We start from the raw sequence: 17046 nt of genomic DNA, 5'->3' as shown, positions 1-17046 counted from the left end.
CGGGGCGCGCCCGCCTTGACGGCGGGGTGACGGCGCCGGAGCGCCGCCGTTCATGACGTGCGGGAGGAGGGCGTTCGCTGTCGAGGAGAGGGGAGGGAGGGGAGGCGCCGCCGGCCTCGGGCGAGGCCGGCGGTGCGGCGCCTCAGCCGGTGCCGCCCTTGGCCTGCACGTCGCGGTGGATCAGCGTCGCGCGCAGGTAGTCGCGGTTCATCTTCGCGATCATGTCGAGGGGGATCTCCTTCGGGCAGACCGCCTCGCACTCGCCGACGTTCGTGCAGTGGCCGAAGCCCTCGACGCGCATCTGGGCGACCATGTTGAGGCTCCGCTGATCGCGCTCCGGCTCGCCCTGCGGCAGGAGGTTCAGGTGCGTGAGCTTCGCCGCGGTGAAGAGAGAGGCGGACGCGTTCGGACAAGATGCGACACAGGCGCCGCAGCCGATGCACGCCGCCGCGTCCATGGCGCGCTCGGCGACCACCTTCGGCACCGGGATCGCGTTCGCGTCCGGCGCGCTGCCCGTCGACACCGAGACGAAGCCGCCCGACGCGATGATCCGGTCGAACGCGCTGCGGTCCACCGCGAGGTCGCTTACCACCGGGAACGCCTGGGCCCGCCACGGCTCGAGCCACAGCACGTCGCCGTCCTTGTAGTGACGCATGTGCAGCTGACACACCGTCGTCCCACGGAGGGGGCCGTGCGCCTGGCCGTTGATCATGAAGCCGCACATGCCGCAGATGCCCTCGCGACAGTCGTGATCGAACGCGATTGGCTCCTCACCCTTGAGGATGAGCCGCTGATTGAGCACGTCGAGCATCTCGAGGAAGGACATGTGCTCGCTGACGTCGGGCACATCGTACGTGACGAACCGGCCCGCTTCGTACTTGCCCTTCTGCCGCCAGACATGGAGGGTGAGGCGCATTATTTGTAACTCCGCTGCGTGGGGTGAACCTCGTTGAACTGGAGCGGCTCCTTGTGGAGCTCCTGGGCCTGACCTTCGCCTCGCCATGCCCAGGCGGCGACATAGGAGAAGCGCTCGTCGTCGCGCTTCGCCTCGCCCTCGGGCGTCTGGTGCTCCTCGCGGAAGTGCCCGCCGCACGACTCCTCCCTGTCGAGCGCGTCACGACACATGAGCTCCGCCAGCTCGAAGAAGTCGGCGATGCGCGCCGCCTTCTCGAGCTCCTGGTTCAGGCCGGTGCCGGTCCCCGAGACGCGGACGTCGCGGTGGAACTGCTCGCGGAGCTCCGGGATCCGCGCGAGCGCGCCCTTGAGCCCGGCCGCGTTGCGCGCCATCCCGCACTGCTCCCACATGATCTTGCCGAGCTCGCGGTGGAACGAGTCGGCCGTGCGCGAGCCGTTCGCGCCGAGCAGCTTGTTCAGCCGGGCGCTCGCGTCGCGCTCGGCGTCCCTCACGGCGGGGTGGAGGTCGTCGACCCGCTCGAGCTTCGTCGACGCGAGGTAATCGCCGATGGTGTAGGGGATGATGAAGTACCCGTCCGCCAGGCCCTGCATCAGCGCGCTCGCCCCGAGCCGGTTCGCGCCGTGGTCGGAGAAGTTCGCCTCGCCGAGCACGTACAGGCCGGGGATCGTGCTCATCAGGTTGTAGTCGACCCAGAGCCCGCCCATCGTGTAGTGGATGGCCGGATAGATGCGCATCGGGACGCTGTACGGGTCGTCGCCGGTGATGCGCTCGTACATGTCGAAGAGGTTGGCATAGCGTTCGGCGATGGCCGGCTTGCCGAGGCGCCGGATGGCGTCCGAGAAGTCGAGGTACACGCCGAGCCGCGTCGGCCCCACGCCGCGGCCCTCGTCGCAGACCGCCTTCGCCGCGCGCGACGCGACGTCGCGCGGCACGAGGTTGCCGAAGCTCGGATAGCGGCGCTCGAGGTAATAGTCACGCTCGCCCTCGGGGATGACCTCCGGCGGGCGCGTGTCGCCCGGGTTCGTGGGCACCCAGATGCGGCCGTCGTTGCGGAGCGACTCGCTCATGAGCGTCAGCTTCGACTGGTAGTCGCCCGAGACCGGGATGCACGTCGGGTGGATCTGCGTGAAGCAGGGGTTGCCGAAGAGCGCGCCGCGCTTGTGGGCCCGCCAGATGGCCGTGGTGTTCGACCCCTTCGCGTTCGTCGAGAGGAAGAAGACGTTGCCGTAGCCGCCCGACGCGAGGACGACCGCGTCGCCGAGGTGCGTCTCGAGCGCGCCGGTGATCAGGTTGCGGGTGATGAGGCCGCGCGCCTTGCCGTCGATGACGATGAGGTCGAGCATCTCGGTGCGCGGGTACATCTTCACCTTGCCGAGGCCGATCTGCCGCTCGAGGGCCTGGTAGGCGCCGAGGAGGAGCTGCTGCCCCGTCTGGCCCCGCGCGTAGAACGTGCGCGACACCTGCGCCCCGCCGAACGAGCGGTTCGCGAGCACGCCGCCGTACTCGCGCGCGAACGGCACGCCCTGCGCGGCGCACTGGTCGATGATGTTCACGCTGATCTGCGCGAGCCGGTACACGTTGGCCTCGCGCGCGCGGTAGTCGCCGCCCTTCACGGTGTCGTAGAAGAGGCGGTAGATGCTGTCGCCGTCGTTCTGGTAGTTCTTCGCGGCGTTGATGCCGCCCTGCGCGGCGATGCTGTGGGCGCGGCGCGGAGAGTCCTGGAAACAGAAGCTCTTCACGTTGTAGCCGAGCTCGGCCAGCGTCGCGCTCGCCGCGCCCCCGGCGAGGCCGGTGCCGACGACGAGGACCGTGTACTTCCGCTTGTTCGCCGGGTTGACGAGCTTCAGGTTGAAGCGGTGCTGGTCCCACTTCTTCTCGATGGGACCTTCGGGGATCTTCGCATTGAGCTGCATGATGACGGAGGCTCCGGGCTCAGCGGACGATGCCGAACAGGACGGCCAGCGGGACGGATGAGAAGCCGGCGAAGAGCAGGATCGACGACGCGGCCGCGAACTTCTTGAGCGCCGGCGTGTAGCGCGGATGGCTGATGCCCACCGACTGGAACATGCTCCACGCGCCGTGGTAGAGGTGCAGCGCGAGCAGGCCCATGGCCACGACGTAGGCAATCGCCGCGGGCGCCGAGCTGAAGCCCTTCACGACGTTGTCGTAGGCGTCGAGCGGCACGAAGTCGGGGTGCAGGGTGCCCGTCGTCAGGTGGAGCAGGTGATAGACGATGAAGGCGGCGAGGACGCCGCCGCTCAGCAGCATCGTCCGCGCGGCGACGTTCGGGTGCCGCTGCCCCTTCACCTGGTAGGGGACCGGCCGGGCAGCGCGGCTGTGCTGCGCGAGCGTCACGCCCGTGTAGACGTGGACGATGAGGGCGGCGAGGAGGACGATCCGCGTCCCCCAGAGCAGGGAGGGCGTCCCGTGGAGGAAGGCGGCATAGTCGTTGATCTTCTCCCGGCCGAGGAAGACCTGCAGGTTGCCGGTCATGTGGCCGATCACGAATCCGAAGAAGATGACGCCGCTCAGCGCCATCGCGATCTTCTTGCCGACGAGGTCCCGGTAGAAGGTCGCGGCGCGCTGGGCCCTGGCGGGGAGAGTCGATGGTGCAGCGGTGGGGCTCATCGCTCCCTTCCTTTAGTGGGGTGTGAACGCGTTCGCCAGAGGGAATCTTGAGCTCGATCGCCGAAGAATTTGCGGGCGCTCGCCGCAGATCTCGGTCTCGGCGCGGACGCGCGCCTCATCCACATCCCGCGCGATCCCGCGCGCGAGCGTCAGGCGGCGCAGGGGCCGAGCGAGCGCCGTACCTTGTGGCCGTAAAAGGCGAGCGCGAGCTCAATCGCGAAGATGCCGATGGCCTGCTCCTCCTGGCTGGTGAACGCCGGCAGGCGCTCGTCCCGGAGCACCACGAGGCCGCCAAACGAGCTCTCGCCCAGGCGGAGCGGCGCGACGATGGCGGCGCCGAAGCGATCGCCCTCTGCGGTGCAGAGCAGATCCGGCGCGTCGTCCGCGGACAGGCGGACAGGCGAGAGCGCGCCCTCGATGCGCCGGGCGAGCCGGGCGATGAACGCCGCCGACACCTCGGCGCCGGAGGTCGCCTGGTACAGGGTGGCCCCCTGATCGAGCGCCAGCGAGAGCGCCGCGCTGGTCGTATAGACGACCTTCGCCGCGAGATCCACGGCCCGCTCGGGGAAGTCGTCCCGCGAGAGGGACGCGACCAGGGCGGCGCTCGCCTGGTGGACGGCCGCCACGGCGTCGAGGTGGGTGCGCAGCATCGCCGCCTCGAGCAGCCGCTTCAGGTCGTCGACGTCGTAGGGCTTCTCCAGCATGTCGTATGCGCCGCGCTCGATGCACTCCACGGCGGCCTGCACGCTCGAGCAGGGGGTGCCGACGACGATCTCGAGGTCCGGGCCGAGCGCCTTGAGCGCGGCGATGGTCCCGGCGCCCTCGATGCCGAGCGCCCCCACATCGGCGACCACGAGGTCGAAGCGGCGCGCCTTGACGAGCTCGATCGCCGCGAGCCCGCTCTCGGCGCAGGTGACGTCGAAGCCGCCCTGGTTCAGCTCGAGCGCGAGCCTGTCGAGGACCCTCTTCTCGGCGTCTACCACCAGCACATGGGGTCGGGCCTGGCTCACTGATGCCTCCTCCTCTGGTCTACAACGGGTGCGCCGCGCCGCCTCGCCATCCGGCGCTGCCGTGATCGCGTGGCGACCGCGGCGGTCGTGGTGGAAGCCGCTCCGCCCGGCGGAGCCCTCTCCGCCCTCTACCACCCGTCCGAAGTCCGCCTAAGGTCCAATAGAACCGGTATTCCAGCGAAACGGAAGTCGAAGCGGCGTTGCCGCAGTCCTCCGTTGACAGGGGGGGCGCCGCGCGCCCGGCGCAGATGTGCTCCGGTATGCCGACTCCTGTGGAGCGTGAGCGCTTATCGCAGCGCTTCTCGCAGCGGGAGGCGCTGCGATAGAGGCCTATTTCGCGGGAGGCGCCGTGGTGGTCGCGCGGCGCATGGCGGAGAGGATGTGGTCAATGATCTCGGGGACTCCTTGGCTCCGGTTGCACTGGGCGAACAGGAACGGCCCGTCGCCCCGCATCCTCCGGGCGTCCCGCTCCATGACGCCGAGGTCGGCGCCGACGTGCGGAGCGAGATCGGTCTTGTTGATGACGAGCAGATCCGACTGCGTGATGCCCGGTCCGCCCTTGCGCGGCACCTTGTCGCCGCCGGCGACGTCGATCACGTAGATCGTGTAGTCGACGAGCTCCCGGCTGTACTGGGCGGCGAGGTTGTCGCCGCCGCTCTCGACGATGAGGAGCGCGGGCGCGACGTGATCCATGAGGTCGTCGAGCGCGACGAGGTTGTGGCTGATGTCCTCGCGGATCGCCGCGTGCGGGCAGCCCCCGGTCTCCACCGCGCGGATGCGCTCCGGCGGCAGCGCCTCGTTGCGGTGCAGGAACTCGGCGTCTTCCTGGGTGAAGATGTCGTTCGTGACGACGCCGAGCGGCATCCTGTCGCGCAGCGCGCGGCAGAGCGCGAGCACGAGCGCCGTCTTGCCGCTGCCGACGGGCCCCCCGATCCCCACCGTGAACGCGCGCGCCGAGAAATCGCGGTCCTTCGGCGCATCCCGCTCGCTGAAGAGCCCCGGATGCGCCCAGTGCTCGTGCGTGTGCCCGTGCTCGTGCGTGTGCCCGTCTCCGTGCGCATGCGCGTGCCGATGGCCACCCCCGTGAACGTGGTCGTGGTCGTGGTCGTGAACGTGGTCGTGGTCGTGGTCGTGGCCGTTGTGCCCGTGCCCGTGCTCGCCGGGGTCGTGCATGCTGTCACCTCACGATTGAAAGAGACGCGAGTAGAGCCGATCCTGCGTGGCCCCGAAGAGATCGAGGAGCGGCGCCGGCTGAGCGAGCTCGTCGATGCCGTGATCTTCACACTCATGGAGCACCGCGTCGAGGAGCGGCGCGCTCTCGAGTTGCAGTCGCTGTGCCTCCAGCGGCCCGATGAGCCCGAGGCGCACCGCCGCCGAGACGACGCCGCGGAGCGAGGCGTGCAGGTACACGGCCTGCGCGTCCTCGCGCGGGACGCCGAGCGCCGCGAGGGCCGCGCCGAACGCCGGCGCGTGGTGGCCCAGCGCCTCCCGCGCCCGAACGGCGGCGTCGAGGCGGCGGATCTCGGCGGAGGGGAACACGCGCGCGCTCGTCGCGAGGAACGCGCGGCCCTGCGTCCGGCTCGCCCGGTTCGCGACGTGGTTCACGAGGAAGGCGTCGCAGGCGTCGTCGACAGCCGCGATGTCGAGCGGGCGCTCGTGCGCAGCCCGCACGAGCGGCAGCGCGCCGAGGCCCACCTGCCAGAGCGCGCTCGCGACGAACGACGAGAGCGCGCTCCCGGGCCCGACCTCGCCGAGCTGCACCGCCGCCTCCAGGCCCGCGGAGTGCGCGAACCCTCCGACCGGGAACGCGGAGTCGGAGAGCTGGAGGAGGAGCCACCTGTTCATGCGCGCGGATGGAAGCGGACGGGAGCGGACGGGAGCCAACGGAAGCAGGCGGAGAGACGGGTGAACCCGCGGGCGCGGAGCGGCCTCCCCGCCTCAGAAGAGGCTGTACCTCTGCGCGAGGGGCAGGATCTTCGCGGGATCGCAGCGGAGGAGCTCGCCGCCGGCCCGCACCTCGTACGTCTCGGGATCGACCGTGATCGGCAGGAGCGTGCTGTTGAGGCGCATGTCGGCCTTGCCGATCCGGCGGCACCGGCGGACCGCCGAGAGGCGCTTCTTCAGGTCGAGCCGGCGGATGCTCCCCTCGTCCATGGCGCGGCTCGACACGAACGCGATGCTCGTCTCGCCGACCGCCGTGCCGAGCGAGCCGAACATCGGGCGCATGTAGTACGGCTGAGGCGTCGGGATCGACGCGTTCGGATCGCCCATCTGCGCCCAGGCGATGAGGCCGCCCTTGATCACGAGCTCCGGGCGCGCGCCGAACATCTGGGGCCGCCACAGCACGAGGTCCGCGAGCTTGCCCGGCTCGACCGACCCGATCTCGTGGGACATGCCGTGCGCGATGGCCGGGTTGATCGTGTACTTGGCCACGTAGCGGCGGATCCGGAAGTTGTCGTTGTCGCCCTGCTCCTCGGGCAGCCGGCCGCGCTGATCCCGCATCTTGTGCGCGGTCTGCCAGGTCCTCGTGATCACCTCGCCGACGCGGCCCATCGCCTGGCTGTCGCTCGAGATGATGCTGATCGCGCCGAGGTCGTGCAGGATGTCCTCGGCCGCGATGGTCTCGCCGCGGATGCGGCTCTCGGCGAACGCCACGTCCTCCGGGATGTTCCGGTCGAGGTGGTGGCAGACCATGAGCATGTCGAGGTGCTCGTCGAGCGTGTTGACGGTGTACGGGCGCGTCGGGTTCGTCGAGCTCGGGATGACGTTCGGCTCGCCGCAGATGCGCAGGATGTCGGGCGCGTGCCCGCCGCCCGCGCCCTCGGAGTGGTAGGAGTGGATCGTCCTGCCCTTGAACGCCGCGATGGAGTCGTCGACGTAGCCCGACTCGTTCAGCGTGTCGGTGTGGAGCGTGACCTGGATGTCCTCGTGCTCGGCGAAGCTGAGGCAGCAGTCGATGGCGGACGGGGTCGTCCCCCAGTCCTCGTGCAGCTTCAGCCCGACGGCGCCGGCGCGCACCTGCTCGAGCAGCCCCTCGGGCGACGAGGTGTTGCCTTTGCCGGTGAGGCCGATGTTGAGCGGCAGGACGTCCGTCGCCTGCAGCATCAGGGAGATGTGGCGGGCGCCCGGGGTGCACGTGGTCGCGTTCGTGCCCGTCGCCGGGCCCGTGCCGCCGCCGACGAACGTGGTGACGCCCGACGCGAGCGCCTCGTACCCCTGCTGCGGGCAGATGAAATGGATGTGCGCGTCGACGCCCCCGGCCGTGACGATGTGGCCCTCGCCGGCGATGACCTCCGTCGTCACGCCGACGACCATGCCCGGCGTGACGCCGGCCATCACCTTCGGGTTGCCGGCCTTGCCGATCGCCGCGATGCGGCCGCGCTTGATGCCGATGTCGGCCTTGTAGACGCCGGTCCAGTCGACGATGAGCGCGTTCGTGATGACGCAGTCGAGCGCCTCGTCGTTCGAGGCGCCGGGCATCTGCCCCATGCGATCGCGCAGCACCTTGCCGCCGCCGAACTTGCACTCGTCGCCGTAGGACGTGTGATCCCGCTCGACCTCGGCGATGAGGCCGGTGTCGCCGAGCCGCACCCGGTCGCCGACCGTCGGCCCGTAGATATCGACATAGTGCCGCCGCTGCATCCTGTGGCTCATGCCTGCTGCTCCTCCCGCGCGGCGTGCGCCGCCGCGTGCGGGTCGACCTGCACCAGCGTGATCGTCTTCTCGTCGCCCGGCTCGAAGCGGACCGCGGTGCCCGCGGGGATGTCGAGCCGCATCCCCGCCGCCGCCGCCCGGTCGAACTCGAGCGCGCGGTTCGCCTCCGAGAACGGGTAGTGGCTGCCCACCTGGATCGGCCGGTCGCCCAGGTTCTTCACGGGGAGGGAGAGCCGCCGCCGGCCGGGGGAGAGCTCGATCTCGCCGGGCTTCACGAGCACCTCGCCGGGCGTCACGAGCACCTCGCCGGCCGTCACCTCCCCCTGGCCCGCGGGCTGGAAGAGCGACGCGTCGGGCACGGGGAGGAAGCTGCCGTAGAGCGCGAGCGCGAGATCGCCGTGCTCGAGCGCGATCGGGTGGTGGACGGTGACGAGCTTCGTCCCGTCGGGGAAGGTCCCCTCCACCTGGACCTCGGCGACCATCTCGGGGACGCCGGCCATCACCTGCGCGCGCCCGAGCAGGCGGCGGCCGACGTCCATGAGCTCGGCGACGCTGCGGCCGTCGCGGATCAGCTCGAGGATCTGCGTCGCGATGAGCGCGACGGCCTCCGGGTAGTTGAGCCTGACCCCGCGCGCGAGGCGCTTCTGGGCGAGGAAGCCCGCGCCGTGCAGCACGAGCTTGTCGAGATCACGAGGCGCAAGGTGCATGTTCGCCCTCTCTACCGGCGCGGCGACGCCGCGGCTTTGCCGGCGCGGCGCGACGCTACCACTTTCGTGCGAACGGATCATCACCGAGCTCACCCGCGAGGAAGCCGAGCGCGCCGCGGAGGAAGCCGGCCACGCGCTCGACGCTCGTGCCCGCGACGCGCACGACGGCGCCGCCGCCCCGGAGCGGGCTGGCCGACGCGACGAGCTCGGCGCGCCGCTCGGGCGGCGGCCGCGGCGCGAGCAGCGCCTCCGCCGCGCTCGCGGCGCGCGGGCCGAGCGCGACGAGCGTCGCGAGCGCGTCGAAGCGCCCCATGCGCTCGGGCAGCGCGCCGTGCGCGGGATCGAGCCGCGTCGCGTCGAGCAGCACGGCCCGCCCGCCGCGGCTCACCCGGATGCGCGACGCGTACCGGTCGAACGCCCAGCGCTCGCCCCGCGCGCTCCGGCCCGAGGACAGCGCGTCGACGAGCACGAGCGACGCGTCGTCCGCGAGCGCGACGTCGATGTCCTGCTCGTACCGCGAGCCCGCGAAGCAGACGACCGGATCGGGGATCGCGACGAGGAGCCCGCCCGCTTGGACCTCGGCCTCGAGGCGCTGGCGGCTGACGAGGGGCGAGCGGTAGACCTTGGTCGAGGCCTGGGTGCTGAGCAGCGCGGCGGCCCCGCGCCCGACGCGCGCGTGGAGGTGGAGCTCGTCCCCGCCGACGAGGCCGCCGCCGAAGCTCGCGACGAACACCCACGCTGCCTGCCCGTGGTTGTTCGGAGCGAGCAGCTTGAGCGGGCTCCTGGCGAGCGCCTTCTCGAGCGCGGTGCGCGCTCCGACTCGCGTGAACACGAGCTCACCGCTGCCGGCCTTCCCTGCGCGCCGCGCGGGCGGCGGCGGGTCTCGCTGGGCGGCGGGAGGATCGCTGGGCGTGGTCACGGGCCGGCGTGCGTACCACGGACCGCGCCCCGGCCGCGAGGGGGCGCAGCGCACACAGGGGATGGGTACCTCACGCGACCAGGAACACGACCAGGAAGGTGGGGAGAAATTCGAATCATCTTCCCGATTTCCCTCCTTCGCCTGGACATGAAACATCCCGGACATGTGAGCATGCTGTCAGGACTCTCCCGAACACCACCACGGTGTTATGAGCGAGCCAGCCACTGCGTTCCTCCTGTCCCCGACGACAGCGCGTGTCCGGGGTGTCCGCCGGCCGCTGTGGGCGTTCCGTGACTCGCTGTGATGTCGTTTGCATGGATGACATGTTGCTTGACGGGAAAGCGCAGCTCGGGTCAGCTCGTCGGGCGGCCGGGGGGCCGTGGAGGGGGTCCGATGTTCATCGTCAGGAAGGGCGAAATGCCGCCGTGGTCTCGTCGGTTCAAGGAAGCGGCGTCGCGCCTGCTGGAGCGCCACGGCGAGACCCCGTTCGAGCTGCGCTTCTGGGGCGGCGAGCGGCTGCGCTTCGGCGCGGGCGCGCCCGAGTTCGCCGTGACGTTCAGGACGCGTCGGTCGCTCTGCGAGACGGCGCTCCGGGGCACGCTCGGCCTCGGTGAGGCCTATGTCCGGCGCGAGGTCACGTTCGAGGGAGATCTCGAGGACTCGCTCGCCGGGCTGTTCCTGCTCGCTCGGTCCGTGGAGGCGCGCCTGCCGCGCCTCGTGCCCGCGTCGTCGTCGCTCGACCGCGGCCTCTCGGGCGTGCTCGACGCGCTCCGGCTCGGGCTGCTCTCCGGGGCGGCGAAGCGCGAGCGGCTCGCCGTCGAGCGTCACTATGGGCTAGGTAACGACTTTTACCCTCTTTACCTGGACAGGCGCCTCCAGACGTCCTGCGGTTACTTCAGCGCTCCGGGCGAGACGCTCGACGACGCGCAGGCGCACAAGATCTCCCTCGTCGCGCGGAAGCTCGCGCTCCGGCGCGGGCAACGGCTCCTGGATCTCGGCTGCGGATGGGGGCACCTCATGTTCCACGCCGCGGAGGCGTACGGGGTGCAGTGCCTCGGCATCACCCTCTGCGAGAACCAGGCGAGGTACATCCGCGAGCAGGCGGCGGCGCGGCGGCTCCCGGTCGAGGTCCGCGTGATGAGCTGCGACGAGCTCGAGGACGAGCCGCGGTGGGATCGGCTCGTCTCCCTGGGCTCGATGTGCCATGCCGGCGAGCGTCGTATCGAGGTGTTCTATGACAGGGTGAAGGCGCTGCTCGCCCCGGGCGGCGTGTGCCTGCTCGAGAGCGTCACCAGAGAGCAGGAGTCGTCGCGGACTGACCCCTTCCTGCAAAAGCACATCTTCCCGGGATACTGGCCTCCTTCGCTCCAGGGGATGGCGACGCGCGCCTCGGCGCGCGGCCTCGACGTGCTCGACGCGGAGAACCTGCGGCGCCACTCCGCGCTCACGGCGCGCTGCTGGCGCCGTAACTTCCTGGAGAACAGGGAGAAGATCGAGCGGGTCACCGGCTTCGACGGCGCCTTCATGAGGACGTGGGAGTTCTATCTCGCGTGCGCGGCCGCCGCGTTCCGCAGCGGGCACCTCGGCGCCATCCAGATGGTGCTGGCGAACGGGGCTCCACGCGACTACCCCCTCGCACGCGAGCCCCTGTATGCCACGGAGGAGCCCTCGCCGCGGGAACGCGCGCCGATCGTCCCGGCCGTGCAGCTCAGTTCGTGGGGGGCGGCGCTGCCGTCCTGATCGGTCGGGCGCGCCCCACGCGCACCACGGGTGCCGGTGGGGCGCGCGTCCTCTGCGCGGAAGAGCTTGTTAAGCACGCGCGGCCAGCTATCAGCTAAGGATGAGCGAAAGGCTTGCGGCCAGCGCCCGTCGCGGCGCCGCGCCCTCGTGGTCCATGTCGCGCCCTCGCTCCACGGCGCGCCTGGTCTGCGCCGCCGCGGGGCTCGTCGCGCTCTGTCTCCTGCTCGCATCGTGTACCCAGGTCCGCTACATCGCGCAGGCGGGCGTCGGCCAGCTCTCGATGGCCTGGCGCGCCGAGTCGCTCGAGGACGCCGCCTTCGACGCCCGCAAGCCGTGGCGGACGCGCGCGCTGCTGCGCGAGGTCCCGCACATCAAGCGCTTCGGGGAGCGCCACGGGCTGACCCCGACCGGCAATTACAGGACGTATGTCGAGCTCGATCGCCCCGCCGCGGTCTGGGTGGTGAGCGCGTGTGAGCCGCTGCGGTTCCGCTCGAAGACATGGAGTTTTCCTATCGTGGGTACCGTCCCCTACATGGGGTGGTTCGATCTCCAGGATGCCAAGGCGTTCGCGGCGCCGCTCAAGGCGGCCGGCTGGGACGTCGACGTGCGTCCGGCGGGCGCCTACTCGACGCTCGGCTGGCTCGAGGATCCGGTCCTGTCCACGATGATCTCGGACGGGGACGAGGCGCTCGGCGACCTCGCCAACGTGGTGCTCCACGAGTCGCTGCACGCGACGCTGTACGTGAAGGGGCAGACGAGGTTGAACGAGAGCCTCGCGAGCTTCGTCGGGGACGAGCTCACCAAGCATTACCTGGACGAGCGGGTGGGCCCCTTCTCCGCGGAGAAGACGGCCTACATGAGGGAGCTGGAGAGGAGCGAGGTGCGGACGCGCGCGCTGCACGCGGCCTACGTCCACCTCAATCGGCTGTATGCGTCCCCGGCGCCCGACGCCGAGAAGCGGGCGGAGAAGGATGCGGTGCTGGCCCGGCTCAAGGTCGACATCGGGGCGCGCCGTCCGATCAACAACGCGTCGCTCGTGCAGTTCGGTGTCTACAACTCGGGGACTCCGGAGCTCCGGGCGCTGCTCGCGACCTGCGGTGGCAGCTGGCCGAGGTTCCTGGGCGCGTTGCGGAGGCTCGAACGCCACAGATTCTCCGCGCCCCAAGAGAACATCGCCGGTGTGGTCGAGCCGCTGATCGAGGCCGGCTGCAGGTAGCCCAGCGAGCTGCGCTGTGCGCCGTGCGCTGCGCTGTGTGCCGTGCGCTATGTGCCGTGCGCTGCGCCGATGTGGGGTGAGCTGCGCGCCGCGCTGCGTATTGCGGGCTGCGCCGCGTAGCGCGCTGCGCCTTTGGCGGGGGGCACGTCGTCGAGTAACGACGCAAAGCGTCGATGGCAGCCGTCCCGCGCTCTTGCACTTCTTCGCTTCCACGGTGCAATGCGGGGCGTCCAGCGGCTCGAGGATGAACGTATTCATGTCCAGGTGACATTTGCGTTCTGGATCTGAACCCATCCCTGGATCGGACCAGTCCCTGCGGAAATGTATGACCGGTGCTGGCCTCCGGGGTCGCGCGCGCGCCTCGGAGGGAGGGTTTCAGCGGCAATTTTGGCTGCAGGGCGCCAGGGCCGCCGCCCCTTCGCCGTTGGCCCGCCGGTTGCTCTATGTATCCACCAGATGTCGCCCCTGCTTGTCGTCCTGTTTCATGAGGACTCGAAGAGGGGGGACCCTGGCATGACCTTCGCAATGCAGCCCCGGTCTTCGGGGGGGACGCCAAGCGAGGTGCTCTGCGACGCTGGCCGAGCGATCGCGACCCCGCCGTCACCCGAATGCCATGGCTCTTGCGGTATCGGGCTCCTTGATTGACTTGTCGCCGGGTGCCGGCGGAGAGCTTCGGTTCACGTGACGACAGACGCCTCACGAGGCGATTAAGGAGGGATGGTCGAGGCACGCGCGACGCGCGTCGCCCGTTGCGTTGGCTTGGTATGATCAGCTTGTCAGACCCCGGTCTGAGCTTTTCTTATCTGTTGTGCCGCTCTCGATGTTGACCCTGCTTCCCGCTTCGCTTCAGCTTCTCCCCTGCTTCGCTTGAGTTTGCCCGTCCGATTCCGGTTTGCGCTTTGCACTTCGCTTCAGCTTCATCTTTCAGTTTGACTGGCTTCTCGGATTGTCTTAATGTCCCGCCCGTCTTCGCTTTGTCTTCGCTCTTTGCTTGTTTGCGCTTCGTATTGCTTTCCTGACTTCTCTCTTCTGACTTCTGATCTCTTCTGATCGCGGGCCTCTCCAGGACTCCGGTGGACTCCCCTCCGCCGGCGCTTCTGTGCGGTCCCGGTGGGTCCGCGAAAGCGGGCCTCAGGCCGGCGGGTTCTTCCCGACCGGCCTTTCTTTTTTTTGTGCGCACGAGCGCTTCCCTGGCGTGCCCTCGACGCCGCGAAGCTCGCTGCTGGCTGCGTCTCGGGCCTGAGCGCGGTTGTCAGCGGCCGTCGTCGCCGGGGGTGTGCCTGGGGTGGACGGTGGCAGAGACGATCTTCCACTCGCCGTCGATCTTCTCGAGCCGCAGCACCACGGGCAGCTCGTCGCGCCGGACCTCACGCCCATGCCGGGCGCCCGTGACCGTCGCGGTGGCGGTCACCTCCGCCGTCATGCCGGCCGGGTCGACCTGGATCTCCGTGCCACCCAGGCTCACCTCCGCGGTCTGATAGACGACCACTGCCTGGGTCGCCGCGTTCGCGAGCTCGTCGCGGCCGCGGAGGCTGTCGCCGATCTCGACGATGCGGGCGCTCGCCTCCTTCGCGAAGATCTCGGCGAACTCACCGCGAATGCGGCCGTGGCGCACCAGCGGATTCCGCTCGCCGTCGTCGATGCGCACCGCGTTCTCGAGCTGGGTGAGCCGGTCGCGGATCCGTTCCTCCTCGGAGGGCGACAGCAGCAGCGCCGCCGCGCCGAGGACGGCGCCGGCGGCGATGAGCCCGAGCGGGATCCAGCGTTTCATGCTGCAAGTATAGGCGAAGGCGCCGCGCGAGCGCGCGGAACCGCGGAACCGCGGAACCGCGGGACCGATCCCGCTGGCGCCCTCTGTAGGCCATCGCAGCTATCGCCCCACGATCGGCTCGAGGCACCGATCGCGCGCCTCGCGCAGGGCGCGGAGCTCGACGTCGATCCCCTCGCCGCTGCCCGCGTCGATGGTGAGCCGGTCGCCGCCGGTCGTGCCGAGCTCGGTGCAGGGCACGCCCGCCGCCCTGGCCTGCCGCGCGACCTCGGCCGCGTCCTCGGGCCGGACGCTCACGATGATCCGGCTCGGCGCCTCGCCGAACAGCGCCTCGGCGAGCGGCTCGCGCGCGCCGCCGTCCGGCGCGCCCGGCAGCCGCACCCGCGCGCCCACCAGCGCCGCCGGATCGTCGGCGGCGGCGCAGCACTCGCCGAGGGCGATCGCCAGCCCGCCCTCCGAGACGTCGTGCGCGCTCCGGAGGAGCTGCGGCCGCGAGCGAGCGAGCGCGAGGCACAGCCCCTGGAGCCGCGCCTCGCGGTCGAGATCGAGCGCGGGGGGCGGCCCCTTCACCTCGCCCGTGTGGCGGGCGACGTACTCGGAGCCGCCGAGCGGGCCGCCGCGCGGATCGCCGAGCAGCAGCACGGTCAGGCCGGCGGCGGGGAACGAGGCCCGCAGCACGTCCCCCGCGTCCGCGACGAGCCCCACCACCGCGACCGTCGGGGTCGGCAGGATCGCGCGGCCGTCGGTCTCGTTGTAGAGCGACACGTTGCCGCTCACGACGGGCACCGACAGCGCGCGGCACGCCGCCGCCATGCCGTCGATGGCGAGCGCGATCTGCCGCATGATCTCCGGCCGCTCCGGGTTGCCGAAGTTGAGGCAGTCGGTGAGGCCGATCGGCTCCGCGCCGGCGCACACCACGTTGCGGCACGCCTCCGCCACCGCCATCGCCGCGCCCTGGAACGGGTCGAGCTCGCAGAGGCGCCCGTTGCAGTCGCTCGAGAAGGCGAGGAGCTTCTGGTGCCGCTGGCCGTCCTTCTCGCAGGGGACGCGCACCACCGCCGCGTCGCTGCCGGGCCGGACCTCGGTGCCGCCCCGCACGATCTGGTCGTACTGCCGCCACACCCACGCGCGCGAGCCGAGGTTCGGGGAGCCCGCCATCTCGAGGAAGAGCGCGGACCACGAGGCCGGCGCCGGGAGGGAGCGCGGGTCGAACGCCCGGCGCGCCGGCAGCGAGGCGTCGTCGCGCTGGGGGCGGTCGTACTTCGGCGCCGCGTCGGTCAGGAAATCCACGGGCAGGTCGCAGACGACGACCGGGTTCCGGGCCACGCCGGCGGCCGCGCCGCCGAGCGGGTCGTAGCCGGGCGTGGCGCGCACGACCCACCGGCCGGTGTCGGTCACCTTGCCGATGATCGCCGCGTCGAGCTCCCACTTCGTGCAGATCTCGATGACGCGCGCCTCGCACCCGGGCTTCGCGACGAGCAGCATGCGCTCCTGGGACTCGCTCAGCAGCATCTCGTACGGCGTGAGCCGGGCCGCGCGCCGCGGCACGAGGTCGAGATCGAGGTCGAGGCCGCTGCCGCTCCGGCCCGCCATCTCGACCGACGACGAGGTGAGCCCCGCGGCGCCCATGTCCTGGACGCCGACGAGCAGGTCCTCCGCGAAGATCTCGAGGCACGCCTCGAGCAGGAGCTTCTCCATGAAGGGATCGCCGACCTGCACCGTGGGGCGCTGGCTCGGGCCGCCCTCGGAGAACTCGTCGGAGGCCATGGTCGCGCCGTGGATGCCGTCGCGCCCCGTCTTGGCGCCGACGTAGAGCACGTTGTTGCCGACGCCGCTCGCGCGCCCGTAGAAGATGCGGTCGGCGCGGACGACGCCGCAGGTGAAGGCGTTGACGAGGATGTTGCCGTCGTAGGCGCGATCGAAGAAGAGCTCGCCGCCCACGGTCGGCACGCCGATGCAGTTGCCGTAGCCGCCGACCCCCGCGACGACGCCGCGCAGGAGCTGCGGCGTGCGCGGGTGCTCCGGCCGGCCGAAGCGGAGCGAGTCGAGGTTCGCGATGGGGCGCGCGCCCATCGTGAAGACGTCGCGCAGGATGCCGCCGACGCCGGTCGCCGCGCCCTGGTAGGGCTCGATGTACGACGGGTGGTTGTGCGACTCCATCTTGAAGACGGCCGCGAACCCGTCGCCGATGTCGACGACGCCCGCGTTCTCGCCGGGCCCCTGGATGACCCGCGGGCCTGTCGTGGGCAGCCGGGCGAGGTGGACGCGCGAGCTCTTGTACGAGCAGTGCTCGCTCCACATCACGCTGAGCACGCCGAGCTCGGTGAACGTCGGCTGCCGCCCGAGGCGCTCGCGCGCCCGCTCCCACTCGCTCGCCGAGAGCTTGTGCGCTTGCGCGAGCGCGGGGTCGACCGGCGGATCGCCGGGGAAGGGGGAGGGGGCGTTGACAGGGGCGGCAGCGGCGGCGCTCATCGCGGCCTAGCTAGCG

The 17046-nt window shown here is 70.9% G+C and carries 13 protein-coding genes; 2 read left to right on the top strand and 11 right to left on the bottom strand.

Going from position 1 to position 17046, the window contains the following annotated elements; genetic code table 11:
- Window positions 1-142: 142 nt before the first annotated feature.
- From WMF27_RS32400 to WMF27_RS32360, 9 genes are all read right to left on the bottom strand, one after another.
- Window positions 143-916, bottom strand: a complete 774-nt coding sequence (locus tag WMF27_RS32400) for a succinate dehydrogenase/fumarate reductase iron-sulfur subunit (protein ID WP_437765002.1) — start codon at window positions 914-916, stop codon at window positions 143-145.
- Window positions 916-2829 carry a fumarate reductase/succinate dehydrogenase flavoprotein subunit gene (locus WMF27_RS32395; protein WP_437765003.1) on the bottom strand — a complete coding sequence of 638 codons (1914 nt, stop codon included), beginning with the start codon at window positions 2827-2829 and terminating at the stop codon, window positions 916-918. The genes WMF27_RS32400 and WMF27_RS32395 overlap by 1 nt, the downstream gene beginning before the upstream one ends.
- Window positions 2830-2848: 19 nt before the next feature.
- Complete coding sequence (locus tag WMF27_RS32390) at window positions 2849-3544, bottom strand: succinate dehydrogenase cytochrome b subunit (protein ID WP_437765004.1); 696 nt, start codon at window positions 3542-3544, stop codon at window positions 2849-2851.
- 149 nt (window positions 3545-3693) lie between these two features.
- A complete protein-coding gene (locus WMF27_RS32385; RefSeq protein ID WP_437765005.1) occupies window positions 3694-4554 on the bottom strand; it encodes a response regulator in 861 nt (286 codons plus the stop codon).
- A 330-nt stretch (window positions 4555-4884) separates the two neighbouring features.
- Window positions 4885-5727, bottom strand: a complete 843-nt coding sequence (ureG, locus tag WMF27_RS32380; protein ID WP_437765006.1) for an urease accessory protein UreG — start codon at window positions 5725-5727, stop codon at window positions 4885-4887.
- A gap of 9 nt (window positions 5728-5736) precedes the next feature.
- A complete protein-coding gene (locus WMF27_RS32375; protein ID WP_437765007.1) occupies window positions 5737-6399 on the bottom strand; it encodes an urease accessory protein UreF in 663 nt (220 codons plus the stop codon).
- A 93-nt stretch (window positions 6400-6492) separates the two neighbouring features.
- Window positions 6493-8208, bottom strand: a complete 1716-nt coding sequence (ureC, locus tag WMF27_RS32370) for an urease subunit alpha (protein ID WP_437765008.1) — start codon at window positions 8206-8208, stop codon at window positions 6493-6495.
- On the bottom strand, window positions 8205-8915 hold the full coding sequence (gene ureA / locus WMF27_RS32365; protein ID WP_437765009.1) for an urease subunit gamma: 711 nt from the start codon (window positions 8913-8915) through the stop codon (window positions 8205-8207). The genes ureC and ureA overlap by 4 nt, the downstream gene beginning before the upstream one ends.
- A 55-nt stretch (window positions 8916-8970) precedes the next feature.
- Window positions 8971-9834: an urease accessory protein UreD gene (locus tag WMF27_RS32360; protein WP_437765010.1), complete on the bottom strand. Its 864-nt coding sequence runs from the start codon at window positions 9832-9834 to the stop codon at window positions 8971-8973.
- Between the two features lie 393 nt (window positions 9835-10227).
- Here WMF27_RS32360 and WMF27_RS32355 point away from each other — a divergent pair, with 393 nt between their 5' ends.
- Entirely contained in the window at window positions 10228-11574 is a 1347-nt protein-coding gene (locus WMF27_RS32355; protein ID WP_437765011.1) for a class I SAM-dependent methyltransferase, read from the top strand.
- 100 nt (window positions 11575-11674) lie between these two features.
- Entirely contained in the window at window positions 11675-12790 is a 1116-nt protein-coding gene (locus tag WMF27_RS32350) for an aminopeptidase (protein WP_437765012.1), read from the top strand.
- Window positions 12791-14042: 1252 nt separating this feature from the next.
- On the opposite strand, the gene WMF27_RS32345 is transcribed toward WMF27_RS32350, so the two are convergent.
- Window positions 14043-14561 carry a nuclear transport factor 2 family protein gene (locus WMF27_RS32345; protein WP_437765013.1) on the bottom strand — a complete coding sequence of 173 codons (519 nt, stop codon included), beginning with the start codon at window positions 14559-14561 and terminating at the stop codon, window positions 14043-14045.
- Between the two features lie 99 nt (window positions 14562-14660).
- On the bottom strand, window positions 14661-17030 hold the full coding sequence (gene purL / locus WMF27_RS32340) for a phosphoribosylformylglycinamidine synthase subunit PurL (RefSeq protein WP_437765014.1): 2370 nt from the start codon (window positions 17028-17030) through the stop codon (window positions 14661-14663).
- Window positions 17031-17046: the final 16 nt, after the last annotated feature.

Source organism: Sorangium sp. So ce281, from assembly GCF_051527395.1.
In the GTDB taxonomy this organism is placed as follows: domain Bacteria; phylum Myxococcota_A; class Polyangia; order Polyangiales; family Polyangiaceae; genus Sorangium; species Sorangium cellulosum_B.
Note: the sequence above shows the minus strand (reverse complement) of the source record. Positions and strands in the feature narration are given on the sequence as shown.